The 18242-nt window shown below is 48.0% G+C and carries 14 protein-coding genes and 1 pseudogene; 6 read left to right on the top strand and 9 right to left on the bottom strand.

The features are described 5' to 3' along the window. Nucleotides 1-15: 15 nt before the first annotated feature. From R7E38_RS07725 to doeA, 5 genes are all read right to left on the bottom strand, one after another. Nucleotides 16-1419, bottom strand: a complete 1404-nt coding sequence (locus tag R7E38_RS07725) for an aspartate aminotransferase family protein (RefSeq protein WP_017633577.1) — start codon at nt 1417-1419, stop codon at nt 16-18. A 41-nt stretch (nt 1420-1460) separates the two neighbouring features. Beyond that, the gene (locus R7E38_RS07720; protein ID WP_226083380.1) at nt 1461-2981 is read right to left on the bottom strand and encodes an NAD-dependent succinate-semialdehyde dehydrogenase; all 1521 of its coding nucleotides are present in this window, start codon (nt 2979-2981) and stop codon (nt 1461-1463) included. Between the two features lie 155 nt (nt 2982-3136). After that, nucleotides 3137-3616, bottom strand: a complete 480-nt coding sequence (locus R7E38_RS07715; RefSeq protein WP_005373784.1) for an Lrp/AsnC family transcriptional regulator — start codon at nt 3614-3616, stop codon at nt 3137-3139. A 123-nt stretch (nt 3617-3739) separates the two neighbouring features. Continuing rightward, on the bottom strand, nt 3740-4747 hold the full coding sequence (gene doeB / locus R7E38_RS07710) for a N(2)-acetyl-L-2,4-diaminobutanoate deacetylase DoeB (protein ID WP_226083399.1): 1008 nt from the start codon (nt 4745-4747) through the stop codon (nt 3740-3742). Between the two features lie 54 nt (nt 4748-4801). Continuing rightward, a complete protein-coding gene (doeA, locus tag R7E38_RS07705; RefSeq protein ID WP_005373780.1) occupies nt 4802-5989 on the bottom strand; it encodes an ectoine hydrolase DoeA in 1188 nt (395 codons plus the stop codon). 271 nt (nt 5990-6260) lie between these two features. Here doeA and R7E38_RS07700 point away from each other — a divergent pair, with 271 nt between their 5' ends. After that, complete coding sequence (locus tag R7E38_RS07700; protein ID WP_226083402.1) at nt 6261-7694, top strand: PLP-dependent aminotransferase family protein; 1434 nt, start codon at nt 6261-6263, stop codon at nt 7692-7694. A 20-nt stretch (nt 7695-7714) separates the two neighbouring features. On the opposite strand, the gene R7E38_RS07695 is transcribed toward R7E38_RS07700, so the two are convergent. Then, nucleotides 7715-8737 carry an AraC family transcriptional regulator gene (locus R7E38_RS07695; RefSeq protein ID WP_226083405.1) on the bottom strand — a complete coding sequence of 341 codons (1023 nt, stop codon included), beginning with the start codon at nt 8735-8737 and terminating at the stop codon, nt 7715-7717. Nucleotides 8738-8868: 131 nt separating this feature from the next. Between R7E38_RS07695 and R7E38_RS07690 the strand changes: the two genes are divergently transcribed. From R7E38_RS07690 to R7E38_RS07680, 3 genes are read left to right on the top strand one after another with little or no spacing between them, the layout of a single operon-like run. Continuing rightward, on the top strand, nt 8869-9630 hold the full coding sequence (locus tag R7E38_RS07690; RefSeq protein WP_054574554.1) for an SDR family NAD(P)-dependent oxidoreductase: 762 nt from the start codon (nt 8869-8871) through the stop codon (nt 9628-9630). 40 nt (nt 9631-9670) lie between these two features. Beyond that, entirely contained in the window at nt 9671-10183 is a 513-nt protein-coding gene (locus tag R7E38_RS07685) for a 2,4'-dihydroxyacetophenone dioxygenase family protein (protein ID WP_226083407.1), read from the top strand. Nucleotides 10184-10187: 4 nt separating this feature from the next. Then, nucleotides 10188-11246, top strand: coding sequence for a zinc-binding dehydrogenase (locus tag R7E38_RS07680; protein ID WP_226083409.1), 1059 nt, complete (start codon nt 10188-10190; stop codon nt 11244-11246). An 83-nt stretch (nt 11247-11329) separates the two neighbouring features. On the opposite strand, the gene R7E38_RS07675 is transcribed toward R7E38_RS07680, so the two are convergent. Beyond that, nucleotides 11330-12454, bottom strand: a complete 1125-nt coding sequence (locus tag R7E38_RS07675; RefSeq protein ID WP_005392746.1) for an alkene reductase — start codon at nt 12452-12454, stop codon at nt 11330-11332. A gap of 10 nt (nt 12455-12464) precedes the next feature. Then, nucleotides 12465-13094: a glutaredoxin 2 gene (gene grxB, locus R7E38_RS07670; protein ID WP_226083412.1), complete on the bottom strand. Its 630-nt coding sequence runs from the start codon at nt 13092-13094 to the stop codon at nt 12465-12467. A gap of 198 nt (nt 13095-13292) precedes the next feature. Between grxB and R7E38_RS07665 the strand changes: the two genes are divergently transcribed. Then, nucleotides 13293-14228: a LysR family transcriptional regulator gene (locus R7E38_RS07665; RefSeq protein ID WP_318081722.1), complete on the top strand. Its 936-nt coding sequence runs from the start codon at nt 13293-13295 to the stop codon at nt 14226-14228. Here R7E38_RS07665 and R7E38_RS07660 read toward each other — a convergent pair. After that, nucleotides 14181-15092 carry a LysR family transcriptional regulator gene (locus R7E38_RS07660; RefSeq protein ID WP_171342633.1) on the bottom strand — a complete coding sequence of 304 codons (912 nt, stop codon included), beginning with the start codon at nt 15090-15092 and terminating at the stop codon, nt 14181-14183. The two genes, R7E38_RS07665 and R7E38_RS07660, sit on opposite strands and share 48 nt — an antisense overlap. Nucleotides 15093-15312: 220 nt before the next feature. On the opposite strand from R7E38_RS07660, the pseudogene R7E38_RS07655 reads away from it, so the two are divergent. Continuing rightward, a pseudogene (locus R7E38_RS07655) lies at nt 15313-18192 on the top strand (MGH1-like glycoside hydrolase domain-containing protein). Nucleotides 18193-18242 lie beyond the last annotated feature (50 nt).

Here is an 18242-nt window from a genome sequence, read left to right as displayed (position 1 = left end):
TGAAATCTAGGTGGGTTATGGCTGCCACTGTTTAGATGTGACGAGGTTATCCATCACTTTGTTTACCGCTTGATGCGCTTTGTCGACAATGGTGTCTATATCGTTACGATTCGCGATAAGCGGTGGAGCAAAACCGAGGATGTCACCATGTGGCATAGCGCGAGCGATTAAGCCTTGCTCTAAACAGGCCGCCGCGATTTGCGGGCCTACTTTCAAGTTTGGATCAAAGTGTGCACGGCGGAGCTTGTCTGAAGAAAACTCCAACGCATGCAACAAGCCAACGCCACGAGTATCACCGACCAATGGATGATCGCTAAACGTCTCCGCCATGCGTTGCTGCAAGTAAGCGCCGACTTCGGCCGCGTTTTTTACCAAGCCTTCACGTTCAATGATATCGAGGTTGCAGTTCGCGGCTGCCGCTCCCATTGGGTGACCAGAGTAGGTATAACCGTGTCCGATAGCGCCCCATTGGTCGGTGCCGTTTTCTAGCACACTCCAAACTCGTTCACCGACGATCACGCCAGACAGCGGTTGATACGCTGAGGTTAACCCTTTCGCTACCGTGATGAGATCTGGTTTCATGTCGTAGTGCAGTGAGCCAAAATCGGAGCCGAGGCGACCAAAGCCACACACCACTTCATCCGCAATCAAGAGTACATCGTATTTGTCGAGCACTTTGCGAATCGCCTGCCAGTACCCTGCTGGTGGTGGCACAATACCGCCAGTACCGAGCACTGGTTCTGCAATCATTGCTGCTACCGTTTCTGGGCCTTCTTCCAAGATCATCGCTTCGAGTTGATCTGCGCAATATTGAGAGAATTCGAGCTCAGACATACTCTCGTCTTCACGGCGATAATAATATGGCGCGATGGTGTGTTTGATACGCTCAAGTGGTAAATCAAAATGGGCGTGGAACAGCGGCAAACCTGTCATTGAACCGGACGCGATACTTGAACCATGGTAGCCGCGGTCACGCGAAATGATTTTTTTCTTCTCTGGTAGACCACGAGCATTGTTGTAATACCATACCAACTTAAGTTGAGTTTCGTTCGCGTCGCTGCCTGACATGCCGTAGTAAACTTTGCTCATGCCTTCAGGCGCCATTTTGATGATGCGATCTGACAGTGTCACGAGCGCTTCGTTCGTATGACCGACGTACGTGTGGTAGTACGCCAGTTCTTTGGCTTGCTCATAAATCGCATCGGCCATTTCGGTCCTGCCATAGCCAATGTTTACACAATACAACCCGGCAAAGCCGTCTATCAGCTCGATGCCTTCTGAATCGGTGATGCGTATTCCGCTTCCGCTCGAGATAATTCTTCCCGGAAGCTCCCCGGCCGCATACTGCTTCAGGTGGGTTGAGGCATGAAATACTCTCTGACGATCGATCTCTAAAAGTTGTTGGGTTTTGTTACTCATGATCCTTCTCCTCGAATAATTGGATATCCATATTTCGTGTCTCAACTGCCACTGACGGTTGGTAAAGCGCCTAAGCAGCAGTATTTGATTTCGCTGTATTCTTCAAATCCGTGACGGCTTCCTTCTCGTCCAAGACCAGACTGTTTCACGCCGCCGAATGGGATAGGGTGCCCTGTCATTTTGACGGAGTTCACGCTCACCATGCCAAACTCCAAACCGCGCATGCAGTGCCAAATTTGGTGAATATCGTGACCATAAACATAGGCAGCTAAGCCGTACTCAGTGTCGTTGCTCATTTCAATCACGGTATCTAAGTCTTGGTAAGGCAATACGCCTGCCACAGGACAAAAATTCTCTTCGCGATACACCGCCATTTCAGGGGTTACATCGGCTAGCAATGTCGGCGCGAAGAAGTTTTCGCCTGGTACGGGCTGGTTGTATCCCGCTACCAATCGCGCGCCTTTGTCGAGCGCGTCACGCACCAAATCATGCGCTTTATCCACCGCAGTGCGATTAATAAGTGGTCCCATGGTGGTTTTTTCGTCTAAGCCATTGCCCAAAACGATGTGGCTCATTTTTTTGGCAAATGCTTCCAAAAATGCTTCGTACTTATCGTCAGGGACGAAAATACGGTTTGCGGCCAAGCAGTCTTGTCCTGCGGTTTGAAACTTCGCATCCACGGCGGCTTTGGCTGCTTGCTCGACATCCATATCTGGCAGCACGATGAAAGGGGCGTTACCACCTAGCTCCATACTGCACTTCTTCACGGTTTGTGCCGCGTCGCGTAGCAATAGTTTGCCTACTCGAGTTGAGCCTGTGAACGAGAGCGCTTTGACTTTATCGGAGTGGCACAAGGTTTGTGACACCATCACCGCATCGCCAGTGATCACGTTAAATACACCAGGTGGAAAGCCAGCTCGGTCTGCTAACTCTGCCAACGCTAACGCAGAAAAAGGCGTTTCACTGGCGGGCTTAATGATCACCGGACAGCCTATTGCTAGTGCGGCAGCGGCTTTGCGTGTGATCATGGCATTAGGAAAGTTCCAAGGCGTAATCAGTGCTGCGACACCAATTGGCTCGCGCACCGTTGATAGCTGCGCATTCGGAATATGACTTGGGATGGTTTCGCCATAACAGCGGCGTGCTTCTTCGGCGAACCAACGAACAAAGGATGCGCCGTAGTCAATCTCACCTACAGCATCACCTAGTGTTTTTCCTTGCTCCATCACCATCAAATGAGCAAGATCTTGCTTTGATTCTAGAATCAGGTCGTGCCAACGCATGAGAATTTCAGCGCGCTCTTCTGCTTGCATTTTTCGCCATTGACGAAAGGCTTGGTCGGCTTCATCAATCGCTTGATAGAGTTGTTGCTGAGATAGCTTAGTGATGTAACCGATGACCGTGCCATCTGCTGGATTATCCACCGGATGAAATTGATCACCACTTACCCATTTGCCATTCACGTACGCTAAACCTCTCACCAAACGTACGTCTTTCATTATCGCCATCATGTCGTGCGAGGCTTTTAATTCTTCAGCGTGTAAGCTGTGCAGTGCTGCCATGAGTCCTTCTCCCAGCATCGTTGTCCATAATGAAACTGTAATGGAGAAGTGACCGAAATAATTTCTGATACCGAGGTTTAAAACGTCAGAACTTTCTTTTTAGTGCCGTTAAATATGGTGCTTTTTCTGTTCACGCCTGATGCGCATTTTCCCTTTTATAACAAAGCGTTTTGGTTTACTTCGAATGTGCCCGCATCACGTTTGATTGTTTTTGTCACAATGTAAGTAAAGTAGCGCTCAATGCCCACATCTGAGTCTAACCAGTTGTCGATAAGCCGCTGATATTGGTCGATATCTTCTGACTGAATTTTAAGGATGTAATCGACACCACCGCCCGTGGCATAGCAATCAGTGACTTCTGGTGAATGTTGAACCAGTTGCTCGAAGCGTTTGAACGCTTGGGCGTTGTGTTCTTTGAGCGTAACTTCAACCATAACCGACGTTCGTTTGAACAAAATATCGGTATTTACTTTTGCTCCGTAACCTTCAATGATGCCTGCTTCTTCCAGTTTTTTGACGCGCTCCCAGCAAGGGCTCACGGATAGGTTGATGGCCTCGGCAAGGTGAGATTTGGTGATACGACCATTATCATGAAGTATTTGTAGAATTTTTACGTCGTAGCGATCGAGGCGCATTATGAGTCTCCCTGTTGAATACTAATCATTTCATAAAGGCTGATGACTGGTCGCTGTTATAAGGTGCTTTCCAGTTTGCTTCTGGTATGCCATTTGTTTTGATTTCTTTAGTTGGCTTTTCAATCAGCCTACCTCGCCGCAGTCTTCGGCTATAACTGCGATAGTGTCACCGATATTCACCATAGCAGGAAAACGACGTGCCGCGAAAATACCATTGCGCTGTGACTTGTACTCAATGGGGGCGGTACCTGTGCGCTCGGTCGAGAAGATTCTCACTAATACATCGCCCTTTTTGACGGTATCGCCAAGATCAAACAAGTATTCTGTGATCCCGTGGTGTTGGCTTTGCACATAACAACTTGCATCAGGCATATCTAATAACTTAGTTGGTTGGGTTGGTTGTTCGTAGTCACCGGGTAAGTTGCCTGAGAAGCGTAAGAAGTTGCGAATGCCACGGTCGGAATAAGCGATGGTTTCTGGAGTGCTGGTTCCGCCTCCTCTGAGTTCGGTGGTGACAAAGATTTTTCCCTGAGACTCCACGGCAGTGTCATACAGGCTGGTGGCGTCCATTTCGAGCAAGATCATGGTGTAAGGTGCGCCAAACAGTTTTGCACCTAATATGCAGGCTTCTTCTTGATCGAGATTGTCGAGACGATGGGCAGCGGCGAACGGCACGATATCTAACGTTTTACCACCTGAGTGAATGTCTAACGCAAAATCGCACTTAGGAACTAGGTAACGAGTAAAATAATCCGCAATTTTCTCGGTCACTGTGCCTATGGGGTTGCCGGGAAAGCTGCGATTTAAATTCCCTTTATCGATAAACGACGTACGTGAGGCATTTTGTACCGCAGGTAAGTTCATCATGGGTACAATAATGACACGACCTTGGATTTGATCTGCCTGAAGCGAGTTCGTCAATTTTAGCAGGCTGGTGATGCCTTCGTATTCGTCTCCGTGATTACCGCCAGTAAGCAGTGCGGTTGGTCCGTGACCATTTTTGATCACGGTGATAGGTATCATAATACTTCCCCAAGCGGAGTCGTCATGTGAATAGGGCAGCGTTAAAAAGCCGTGCTGTACACCTTCTCGGTCAAAGTCTATGGTGGCTGTGATCGAGCTTTTTTGCATATCAAGTCCTTTTAGTTCTCAGACCTAGCTCAACAGAGCTTGAGGTTTGAAAAATTAGTGTTTAACAAATAAGTGGCGTGGAAAGTCACACAGCGTTTTTGCTCCATCATGGGTAATGACGATACTTTCCGTTGTTTCTAACCCCCAATCTTTGAACCACAGCCCCGGCATAAAATGGAATGTCATGCCTTCTCTCAAGATGGTTTTATCGGTGTCTCGCAAACTCATGGTTCGTTCCCCCCAATCTGGTGGGTAGCTCAAACCTATTGGGTAGCCACAACGGGCACCTTCGCGTGAGAATCCCGCTTTATCGAGAACCTGGTTTAGTGCATTGGCGATGTCGGCGCAGGTATTTCCGGGCTTTGCCACTTTCAAGCCCGCTTCAAGTCCTAGAGTTAGGGCTTCGTCGGCTCGTTTAAACTTGTCGTCAGGCTCGCCAAGAAAAATAGTGCGTGAGAGTGGGCAATGGTAACGGCGGTGCGCCCCTGCGATTTCAAAAAACGTCCCTTCGCCTTTCTTGAAGGGTCTGTCATCCCAAGTCAGGTGAGGTGCGGAAGCATCAGAACCTGATGGCAAAAGCGGCACAATCGCGGTGTAATCGCCAAAGTGGTCTTCGTGCCCGAGCACGGCTTGGCGGTTAATCTCGGCAACAAGGTGGTGTTTCGGTAATCCTGGTTCAATCATGTCGAACGCGACACGGTGCATGTTTTCAACAATGCGAGCGGCACGGTACATGTATGCCAGTTCTTGATCGGATTTAACGGCGCGGCACCAGTTGACTAGTCCAGTTGCATCGAGAAGTTGAGCATTCGGTAGGTGCGTAGTGAGTGATTCGTAAGCGGTGGCGCTAAAGTAATAGTTATCTTTTTCTACACCGATACGACCACGATCCCAAAGGCGCGGAGCCAGTACGGCTTCGACCAGGAAATCCATCGGGTGTAGCGGCGGATTCATTACATAATGGTCTGGATAGTAGGTGATGTTTTCTGCCGACATATACGCAGTCCTGTATGCTCCGTTGGCATCTTGGCAGCGTCCAAACCAAACAGGTTCATCAGATGGACCAACAACGACACATTGTGGCACGTAAAAAGACCACCCATCATAGCCTGTCAGCCACGCCATGTTAGAAGGGTCATGAATGATAAGGACATCCAATTCTCTTTCTTCCATCGATTGCCGAACTTTCGTTAACCGATCCTGGAACTCATCCAGTGTAAAATGCAAAGCAACGCCTCTCATATTTTCTCCTTGTTAGAAATCCGACGCCTTATGGGCCTTCGGAGACGCTGAGGTATTTCTACCTTCTACCAGCTAGCCAGATCTGCGTTAAAAATGATTGCAATTTACCTCTGGGGTTGTATTTGGATTAAACGATGCTGTTTAACATGTTTGTTTAACCCATACATTTCATGTCAATCATTACAATTGTGGTTTATTTTTGTGCATTTCACCTCGTTTTGTGAGTTAAAGTTCGCCATTTGTTAAATGGAAGTTACAATGAGCATTAAAAATGAATCAATTAAAATATTGTGTCATGACAATTTCTTTGAACCCGATCATTCGGCCAGGCACCGCTAAATACATCTCCATTGGTAACTATCTTGTCGAATGTGTCCGCAGTGGTTATCTAAAACCGGGGACTCGATTACCCACACATCGTGAGTTTGCAGAACAAGTTGGCGTCAGCGTACAAACGGTGAGCCATGCATATGGTTATGCAGAGAAAAAAGGGGCGATCGAGTCTTGGGTTGGGAATGGTACTTTTGTCAAATCAGGTTTTGTGGATGAAAGTACGGACACGGAGTTCATGCTGACACAAGAGATGAAAGAAACGCCGGATGAAATTGATATGTCGATTGCACATCCGGTGGTGACCGATCGCCACATTACGCTTTTTAATCAGGCGTTAATGGAGATTGCTGGGCAAACAAACAATCGTGGTTTGATCAGTAAAGCAAAGCCGGTAACAGGTCAGCCTCATCATATTGAGTCAGGAGCACGATTTCTAAGTAGCCAAGGGCTGGATGTGGGTGCCGATCAAATATTACTCACAAATGGTGCATGCCATGGTTTAACGTTGGCTTTAAGCACAGTTGTTGAACACGGTGATGTAGTTGCTTGTGGTCACTTGGTTGATCATGGCTTGATCTCTCGCTCGAGAATGCTTGGATTTAAGTTGCAACCACTTGAAATGGATAAGTTTGGTATAACGCCGGATGCATTTGAATGGGCATGTAAACACAAACCAATCAAGGTATTGTGTTGCACACCTAGCATGGCTAACCCGACTAGTGCGCATATGGATCTTGCACGCCGAGAGGCGATAGCGAATATTGCGCAGCAATACGACATCTATGTCATTGAAGATGACGTGTATGGAGCACTAGAACCTAACCGTGTCCCACCCCTTGCCACATTGTTACCCGAACAAGCTTTCTATGTAACCAGTTTAACCAAAGTTGTAGCGCCAGGCATGCGCACTGGCTATCTGACGGTCCCACGTCATTTTTTGCAGCACGCGATTGGTCGTTTAGCCGCAACGAGTTGGTCTGCGACTCCATTACCATTTGAAGTTGCTCATTTGTGGATCGAGAACGGTACGTTAAATCGACTTATTCGCTTTCAAGTCAATGAGTTTGCTAAGCGACAACGAATAGCAAAAGCCGCTTTAGAAGGGCATGTTTATAGCTCGCACCCGAATGGACAGCACATTTGGTTGAGACTACCCGAGCAGTGGAATAGCGATGACCTGGTTGCTTCGGCAAAGCGTTCAGGGGTGCAGATCACGGGATATAAACCGTTTGTTCTCGATACAAATCAGCCAATGCCTTACGTGCGAATCAGTTTGGGAGCAGAAACAAACCGAGGCTACATCAAACACGGGTTATCTGTGATTGCTGAAATTCTCGATACCAACCCTCCCACCTCACACTTTTTGGTCTGAGCGATAGGTTATTTATGCTTTTATCTGATGGGCTTAAACGTTTGTAACTGAGTTTTTTCTTGTCGCCATTGTCTCGGCGATTTCCCCGTCCAACGGCGAAAGTGGCGGCTGAAGACCGCAGTTTCTGCATAGCCCAGTTGCAACGCGATATCGGTAATACTCTGAATATTCTCATGCAATCGCTGTTCGGCGAAATCCTGACGCACTTGTTGTAAAAGCTGCCGATAATTTGTGCCCTGTTGTTTCAGCTTGTTTTGCAGCATTCTCGGATGCAGGTCCAATGCTCTTGCAACGCGCTCAACGCTGCATTCTCCGGTTGAGAGCAGACGGCCAATCATGTTTGCTGCTTGGTCACTGAGATTGTTGGGGTAACGGGTTTGCAGCTCTTTGAGGTGCTGTTGAAAATGGCGCTCTAGGGCGTCTTCATCTTGGTGGTTCTTAGCGTTAAGCAGAGTCGCTTTAAGTAGGATACCGTCAAACTTATCACCGAAACGCAGTTTGCTCTGCTGGGCAAATTCACTCTGTTCTGTCTCGAAGCTCGCGTGTTGGGTGAGGTGTAAACAGAAGTGACTTGCTTCAATATCAAGCAGACAGGCAATAAACATCGCCAGATGCGACACACTGAGCTGCATCAGCTGTGCGATACCTCGTTCGCTGTGCACATCAATATTGAGCGACAACCGTACCCAATCATCTTGTGGCGTCATGTTGAGAGTGACCCCTGACGAATGCAGATAGAGAAAATCATTCACCCGCGCCAAGGCTTCACCGACCGTTTGCGCCCGGGAAACCAGCATTGGCAAGTCTCCCAAGCTCTGTAGGTTTTGACGCTCGGCGAGCAACACGCCAAACAGCGGTTGCTGACAACGAGCAGCCGCTTCCTCCAGCAATTCAGCCAGCCTAGGGTAGGCGAGATACGTATCGGGATTGCGAAACTGCGCCGCAGACAGCCCGACGGCAGCCATAATCTCAACCGGATTCTGCCCCAGTTCGGAAACCAAGCTATCAAATTTATCGGCAGCGCCACTTCGTACGATATACATGTCTCGATTTTTAAATGTTAACAGGTTGTAAATCGCAATGTATCAAATTTACTTCGCAAAAGGTCAAGTGAGTGTCAGTGAGTTGATCTAGGTTACATTTTGATAACAACAACGCATGGATGAGAAGGTGTATGGAACTTATCAATAAGACGGCCATTGTGACTGGGGCAGCTGGTGGAATTGGCCAAGCCATCATTGCAAAGCTGAGAGAGCAAGGAGCCAAAGTGCTTGCTGTCGATATTTCAGAACAATCACTGCAAATGTACACAAGTTTTGACTCAAAGCAGTTGGGAACCTTTGTCGCGGACGTCACCGATTACCAACAAGTTGAAGCTATGGTGAAGTGCGCGGTCGAACAGTTTGGCTCGCTTGACATCATGGTCAACAACGCGGGCATCGGTGCACCGAAACCTCTGCTTGACCACGACCCAATTGCCGATTTTGAGCCGATCTCAAAGGTCAACCAAAATGGCGTTTACTACGGCATTCTTGCCTCTGGAAGACAATTCCAAGCGCAAGGCACGCCGGGCGTGATCCTCAATACTTCTTCTGTTTACGCACGAATGGCGTCTGAGATGACCTTTACCTACAACGTCAGTAAAGCCGCAGTCGATATGATGACCAAATGCGCCGCATTAGAACTCGCACCATTGGGTATTCGTGTTTGCGCCGTTGCTCCGGGACGCGTTGATACTCCGATGTTAAGGCAATACGAAGAGATTGGCCTGTGGGACCACATTCGCAAAGAACAGATGCGTCAAAACTTCACACAACCAGAAGAGATTGCTGATGTGGTGGCGTTTCTGGTAAGCGAGAAAGCCAACTGTATCAACGGTTGTACCATCAGCGCATCTGACGGTTTCGAGAATTTTAAGTACCCACTTATGGGATAGGCGAGTACGCCACATTACAGCAATAGCGAGGATGTAAGTTATGTCATTACCAGAAGTTATTCAGCATCAAGATTTCCTATTAACTCTTAATACTAATGAAGAGTCGATCATCAAAGACGCGCTACCGGGTGTTGATGTTTACCCGTTGTTTCTAGACCCAGAAAACGGTACTTGGGTGGTTCGCGCCAAATTCAAACCGGGTATCACTCTGCCTAAGCACTACCACACTGGTGTGGTGCACTTCTACACCCTAAGTGGCGCTTGGCACTACATCGAGTACCCAGACCAACTCCAAACCGCAGGCAGCTACTTATATGAGCCAGGCGGTTCGATTCATACCTTCCACTGCCCTGAAAGCTCAGGCGGTGCCGACGGATTTATGGTGATCCAAGGTGCAAACATTAACTTTGACGAAGAAGGTAACTTCATCAATATCATGGATGCGGGTTGGATTGAGCAGGTTGTTATTGCAACAGCGAAAGCACAAGGCTTCACCGCGCGCTACATCAAACCGGGTGCCATTGCTGGCCTCAGCGATGAGCTAGCGGAGTAACCCCATGCAACAGATGAACAGTATCGTAATGCAGAATGGTAGTGTCCGCCTGAAGCAAGTCGGAATCCCCAAACCCTCAGCGGGACAAGTGTTGGTTCGTAGTCTAGCTTGCGGTATTTGTGGCTCCGACCTTCACATTACTCGACACGCGGATGAGGTATTTGATGTATTCCACCAGCTCGGGTTGATGCCTGATGAAGCCGGTGAGCACGCTCAAGTGATGTTAGGGCACGAGTTCTGTGCGGAAATTGTCGAATACGGTGCTGACACTCAGCAGACGTTGGCTGTTGGTCGCCGAGTCACCTCAGTGCCGATGTTGCTCAGTCAAAATGGCGCGGGCGTTGGTGTCACTCCAGGTACTTATGGTGCTTACTCTGAGTACTTCCTGCTTGATGAAGCGTTATTGCTACCTGTCCCAGACGGAATGCCGTCTGAGGCGGCGGCATTGACCGAACCACTGGCAGTCGGTTTGCACGCGGTCAATCGCAGTGAAATCGAAACGGAAGAAACCGCGCTGGTTGTCGGTTGCGGCCCTATAGGGCTGGCGGTGATTGCTGCACTGAAACAACGTGGCGTGAGCAATATTCTTGCGGTCGATTTTCAGGAAGAGAAACTGCAACTTGCTAGTGAGTTTGGCGCAAATCGATTGATCAACCCGACCAGGGAAGACGAGATCGCCGTTGGTGAGCAGTACGCGATGAACTCACGTCTGGTCATTTACGAGTGTGTTGGCAAGCATACTTTGATTGACGATTTTCTGCGCCGCGCCCCTGCCCGAGCGCGAATCGTTATCTCGGGTATCCATACTACACCCGCAATCATTAACTACGCGTACGCGACGGTAAAAGAGCTCGATTTGAGATTCTCTTACTACTACCAACCGCACGAGTTTGAGCAATGCCTACAAGCGATTGCCGAACACACGTTGCCTTGGCAGAAAATGCTCACCGCCAAAGTGGGAATCGATGGTGTGGAAGATGCGTTTAGACAGTTAATGACGCCAAATGACCACATCAAAGTCGTTATTGAACCTTGGCGCTGCGGCGCGTTAGAAGTGATTTAACTCTTAGCCAGATTAAGCTAGCTAAAACCAATTTTAGTTTGGTGACAGCCCCAACCGTAGCAGCTAGGTTGGGGCTTTTTTTGTTAGGCCTGTTCTGCGCATTCCTGTTGCAGAGCAGGGTAATCGGTGTAGCCTCGTTCGTTTCCGCCAAACAACGTTGAGCCATCGAGTTCTGCCAACGGATGGTGATGTTGCAATCGAGAGACCAAGTCTGGGTTTGCTACGAATGGTCGTCCGAATGCGACAAGATCCGCGTAGCCTTTCTCTAACACTTCGTTTGCTCGTTGAGGATCGTAGCGACCTGCGACAATGATAGCGTTGCGAAAGCGCTTTCTAAGTTCGATTCGAAACGTCTCGGGAATCGTTGGTGCATCGGCCCAATCGGCCTCGGACAAGTGCAAGTAGGCAATGTCGCGCTCCTGTAGCTGTTTTGATGCCTCTAGGATCGTTGGCACGATATCTGGGCAGTCCATATCTTTAAACGTAATGAATGGTGCCAATCTCACCCCAACTCGATGCGCACCAACAGCGGCGATAACTGCATCCACTACTTCGATAAGAAAACGGATACGATTTTCTCGTGAACCACCGTAGTTGTCTGTTCGATGGTTTGAGTTGGTTCTTAAGAACTGATCGATCAGATACCCATTCCCGCCATGGATTTCTACACCATCAAAACCCGATTCAATAGCGCGTTTGGCTGCGTTCGCGAAATCACCGACAACTCGGTTGATATCCGCTTGTGTCATGGCGCGAGGCTCAACACAATCGACCATATTGCCGTTGCCTTGTTCATCTGCAATCCAAACTTGCGTCTCTACCGGAGCGAGCGCAGATGGCGCGATAGGCTGTTCACCATTTTGGAATGTTGGGTGAGACACTCTGCCCACATGCCATAGCTGACAAAACATCGCTGCGCCTTGTGATTTGACCGCTTGGGTCACACCCTGCCAGCCCGCCACTTGAGCATCGGTGTAAACGCCAGGGGTGAACGAATAGCCTTGAGAATCGTCCGAAATTTGTGTGGCTTCGGAAATGATCAGCCCGGCAGAAGCGCGTTGTTGATAATACGTTGCCATCATCTCATTCGGGATGTTGCCCGGCTGAGTGGTGCGTGCGCGAGTCATTGGTGCCATGACAATGCGGTTTTGTAGTGACAACGCTTTCAGTTGAGCTGGTTCAAACAGCTTATTTGTTCTTTGTTTCATGATGCGCTCCTTAGATAAGTACTGGCACGTTGGTCGCTTTACGAGCGGTTGCCATCCAGTGAAGTACGGCTGGATCCCATTGCACTTCGGGCGCACTGAAAAAGCCGCGTAGAATGGAAAACATAATGGCTTGATCAACCAGTGACGTTTGCTTTTCTGAACTTAGGTTGAGCAAGGGTTTAGTTTGTTCTATCAAAGCGGCGACTTCTTTCGCAATCGCAGGTGTATCGTTAATCAAAGCTTCAAAATTTAACGCTTCGGTTTCTTTTTTTGCACGCCATGCTTGTTTAGCGGTTTCTGTTGCAAATTCCGGTAACGTCACGTTTGACCAACGCGGATACCCGACTTTTTGTAGCGGTAAAAACGCTTGTTTTTGCCAGTCTAAAACCGGTGTTGAGGGTTGGCTTTTTTCGCTGGAAGATGCCAATTCAAGGAAGTAGTTGATGATGTCTAAGCTTTCCGCCATCGCTTCACCATCGTCTTTGATCAAAAGAGGAACTTGTTTTGCGCCGATGATGTTTGTGGTGATGATCTCGTCGTCATAAGCAATGTTGATGACGTCGAGCTGAATATTCAGTATGCCTGCAACAAAACGGACGCGGGCGCTAAAGGGGCAATGTTCATAAATGTACAGTTTCATTTTTTGTTTCCTATCTCTGGCTGGGCAGGGCGTGTTGTTGTGCGTTGAACAGCGTTACGGCGTTTAACTTTGCCCTGTCACATAACGTTCTGGGTCTAAACAATGTCGATAGGGTCAGTATATGGATTCGACTTAATTTGATAATTGGGTTATATCTGAATTGATTATTCAGTTTTTCCAAATAATAAGGGCGCGAAGGTGGATAAGTTTTCGGATATGACGTTGTTTGTCAGCATCGTTAAACATCAAGGTCTGGCAGCGGCGGGAAGGGAGTTAGGTTTGTCTCCGGCGACGGTAACGGCAAGGCTGCAAGCGATAGAAGAACGCTATGGCGTAAAGCTTCTCAACCGAAGCACACGCCATGTATCACTCACGGACGCAGGGGCAATGTACCATCAAGCTTGTCTGAACATCATTGATAGCGTGAAAGAGACGGAAAACTTGCTGCAAACGGGTATTTCGCAAGTGCGCGGAACGTTGAAAATTTCAGCTCCACGAGATATTGGCAAACAAATTGTTTCGTCGATGGTGTCGGCTTTTTCTGAGCGATATCCGGATGTGACACCTTATCTTTATCTTAATGACAATTTATCAAACTTGGCTGAATCGGGGCTCGATTTGGTGATTCGTTACGGTGAGTTAGCGGACAGCAATCTCATCTCGCGCAAGCTGGCATCGAGTCAACGCGTACTGTGCGCGTCACCTGATTATTTGGCGAAGCAAGGTGTCCCAAACTGTCCTCAAGATCTCGCGGTTCATCGCTGCTTAGCCATGGTGCGCAGCAATGAAGAATTAAAAACGTGGCACTTTAAAGATGAAGAGTCTCACCAAACGATCACGGTCACGCCAAAGCGCTTTTCTGATGATGGTGAAGTGATTCGACAATGGGCGTTGGACGGTGCGGGGATTGCGTTGAAATCGATTTTAGATATTCAGCAAGACCTAAAACAACAACGTTTAGTTACGGTTTTGGATAGGTATATGAAAAACTTCAGCGCCTTTTCGCAAGGCGCTGAAGCGGATCTGCATGTCATTTATCAAAGCCGCCAATATCAACCGAAAAGAGTTCGCCTGTTTTTGGACTTTCTAGTTGAGCAATTTAGCGCGCTGAGTGATACCAGCAATCAGATCTAGATGCGATTCAGAGGTTTCTCGGCGGTGGCGATAAATCCCGACGGTACCAGGGTTTGGTTCGTTTTCCATGGTTAAGCATCGTAAGCCAAAGGATTCCAAATACGGTTTCAGGTGGCCGGTATAAGACATCACCGCGACGCTTTCTTTCAGTACATCAATACTGGCGAGCAGAGAATCCACTTCGTAAGTCGGTCTGTCATCCAGTTGCTGCCTTTCGCGTTCATTTTGCTTCGGGATTGGGTTATCGATGACGTGAGCGAATTTCTTAGCGTCATAAGTGACCGAAAGAGCGGGGTATTCGTGCAGCATATCTTCGGTGACGGTTTTCCCTAGAAGTGGGTGGTTTGGGGAAACAAAATAGGCATCAACCGTTTGAAATAGCGGAATAAACGTAACATCGCATTTAGACGACAATCCGACAATCTCGTGGCCGATGAAGAATTCAATCTGTTCGTTGATTAATGAATCCATCAAGCCTAAGTGGTTGCCAAATTCGACGTGCGTAGATGCCGAAGGCTGCTTGGTCAGATGTTCATTGAGTGCTTTTTGGACGAACAGCGGCCACCACGCATCGCCAGTACCCATTTTAATTTTTCCGACTTGGTATTGTTTCCGTTCATCAATGCTTTGCATCATTTGGTTGTATTCATGCTGCATCGCGTTGCTATGGCGATAGAGGATGCGTCCGTATTCGGTCAATACCATGCCATTAGGGTGACGTTCAAACAGCGTCACGCCGAGATTCTCTTCCAGCTTCTTTAAATTGCTTGTTACCGTTGGCTGGCTTAACCCTGCCATTCTTGCCGCAGCACTGATGCTTTGGCAGCGTGCAACCAGTAAAAATTGCTGCAGAGATTTGTCCATTTTCTTTCCCCTCTAAGAACGAGGGGCATTTTGCACAATTTCATTTATAAATCACAAATCTATAATCTCATTTGATTGAAATTATGCGCATTTCATAGATCTACATCACTGTTGGGGTCTAACGTATAGATGTTATCTATAGCTCGCTCCTGACTTCCTATTTTCCCCTCAAAAAGGTGTTCTTTAGACTGTCGCCAAAACAACAATCTAAGGGATGAACATGAAACCGAGTTTTATTGCGCTTGCTGTCGCGTCTTGTATTGGTCTTGCTGGATGTGGGTCAGATTCTTCTGATGCGCCAGTGCCGGTCGACAAACCAATTATTTCAGCCGACTTATATTTACGTGGTTTAAATGGGGATTGGGGCACGGCAGAGCATGCCAAGCTAAACTATTTGGGTAATAACGAGTACGAAACCGTACTGCGCGTCGCTCGAGGTAGTAATCAGTTCAAGATTGCTGATCCGGGTTGGCAGATCCAATACACCTATTTTGAGGAGCCCGCGGCGTTCGATAAAGCTCAGGAGTACCAGCCAAAACCGGACACGAATGAAGCGTGTATGAACGATGATTGCAACTCTGAGATCACGTTTGAAGACAAAGGGTATTACAAGTTTTCTGTGAGCTTTGCCGATGAAAGTCGCGCGACAATGACTGTGACGAAAGCAACGCAAGAAGAAGCGGAAAAATACTACTCTGATGCGATTCTCGACCCTGCAATGGTGCATGAAGGGCATCAGAGCAAAGAAGTGAAACTGTTCGCCAATTACGATGACTCGAGTGATACCGTGATTTTTTCGGTGAAAGATCCTAAAGCTGAACTGCGTGAATTTGGTATTTCAACGACGACAGAATTGCGTGATGCGCTCGACCAAGGCTTAGTGATTAATGAGCAAACAGGGCCGCGAGTGGTGTCGGGTGATGTCGCGTTTGACGCGTTGTTTGCGTTGACGATGAAAGAGCTAGACCAGCTTGCCGTTTCTGAAATCAAAGACGGCAATTACAACTACAACAACCCAATCAAAGCGGAAGTTTTTGAGACGGGCGCGAAGTGGCATTACGTATGGACGCGTGATTTAGCGTACGCAGCAGACCTTTCGCTTGCATTGATGAATCCAACTCGGGTGCAAAATGGTTTGAATTTCAAATTGTCTGCTTTCCGCGACACGACCGATCAGCAATACGATGGCGAGCAGATTGTGTAAGACACGGGCACTGGCGGCAGTTGGCCAATCAGTACCGATCGCACGACTTGGGCGCTTGGTGCTGAACGCTTACTTTCGGCATTAGATGGGGAAGAGTACAACCAATTTGCTGAGCGCGCATATAAAGCCATCAGTAATACACTTGAAGCCGATCGCTTGGCGGCTTTTGATTCTAAATCCGGTTTATACACTGGCGAACAATCATTCCTCGATTGGCGTGAGCAAACGTATTCAACGTGGACGCCAAACGATGTCAATACGATTGGGAGCAGCAAAGCGTTATCGACAAACGTGGTTCACTACCGCGCGATTCATCTCGCGGCTAAGTTGGCAGAGAAGTACGACTCAACCAGCGCGGTCAAATACACCGATTGGGCTGAGCAGTTAAAAACCGCTATCAACGAGCAGTTTTGGAATGCCGAACGCGGTATGTACGTAAGCTATTTGTTTGACAATGGCAAAGACATCGCGGTCGACAAATACGACATGTTGGGCGAAGCACTTGCGATCATCAGTGGCGTGGCAAGTGATGCGCAGGCGAAACAAATCATGGCCAATTACCCACACAGTGAGTTTGGCGTGCCGGTTTACTTCCCTCAACAACCGGATGTGCCTGTGTACCATAACCGCGCAATTTGGCCATTTGTTACCGCGTACAGCTTGCGCGCCGCGCATCAAACACAAAATGTGGCAGCAGCGAACAATGCCATTCAATCGTTGGTTCGTGGTACGGCAACTAATTTATCCAACATGGAAAACTTAGAGTGGCTTTCTGGTAAGTCATTCATCATCCATAGTGATCATGGTGAAGATCCAAGCATGGATGGCCCAGTTATTAACTCTCAGCGTCAGCTTTGGTCTGTGGGTGGCTACTTGAACATGGTGGTAGAGACCCTATTCGGCATCCATACCGAAACGGGCAAGTTGGAAGTGAAGCCGTTTATCACAAGTTGGGTGCGCAATAACTTGTTGGCTCAGTCTGAACAAATCACGTTGGAAAACTTTGCCTTCAAAGGAAAGAACTACTCGGTAACGATTGACTTGCCTGAAGTAAGCAAAGATGACACAGGTTACTACCCAGTTGAAAATGTCACGATGGACGATGAGGGGCATTTCCACGTGACATTGGGCGCGCTTGTGAATGTAGATAGCAGCATTACTTTAGTTTCTGGTGTGAAACCGTACGCAAGTGAAGATAGTCGCGTTTATTCTCCGCAAGAGCCAACATTGGTGGTAAAAAGCGTTGATAATTCGGTTTCGATTGACGTGACGAGTAAGTACAACGTGAACTTGTATCGCAATGGCGAGCTGATTCAAAAGAACGTGATTGCTCAATCTTATTCCGATACGCCAACAGGTTTTGCTTGTTATTTGGCTGAAAGCATTAACGATAAAGGCTTCCGTTCTAACCCAAGCCAACCTGTTTGTGTCGGTGAAGAGATCCGCATCAAACTTGATGGCGAATATCAGCCACTCAAAGACAATGTCTCAGTGGTTACGGTGAGTAAAGACAGTGGCATCGTAAAAGGTGCAGAGTCGTTTACAGCCCCTGTAACGGGCACTTACCAGTTCGATGCTTGGTACAACAATAACCTAGGGCAACTTAATACTGGCATCACGAACACCGTGAAATTGTTAGAGGTATTGGATGATGCAGGTAAAGTGGTTGGTCAAGGTTACTTGCAGATGGGCCATATTGGTGAAAACCAAGATATGCGTTACTCAACGCCAATTGAGGTGACGTTGGAGCAGGGAAAAACCTATCAGGTCGCGCTGAAGGACCACTTCAATATGAGTTACCTCAAATCGAATGAAACCTACATCTACGCAGGTGGTATTGAGGGTGAAAAGAACGAAGCGCAAATCGCAGATATTCGAATCACACCTTTAATGTAGGCTGTTTTAACAAAGCAGTGTTCTAGAAAACTGTGTTCTAAGAAAGACAA

This window comes from Vibrio sp. Vb2131, assembly GCF_033338535.1.
GTDB lineage: Bacteria > Pseudomonadota > Gammaproteobacteria > Enterobacterales > Vibrionaceae > Vibrio > Vibrio alginolyticus.
The sequence above is the reverse complement of the archived record's forward strand: the minus strand, read 5'-3'. Positions and strand labels throughout refer to the sequence as shown.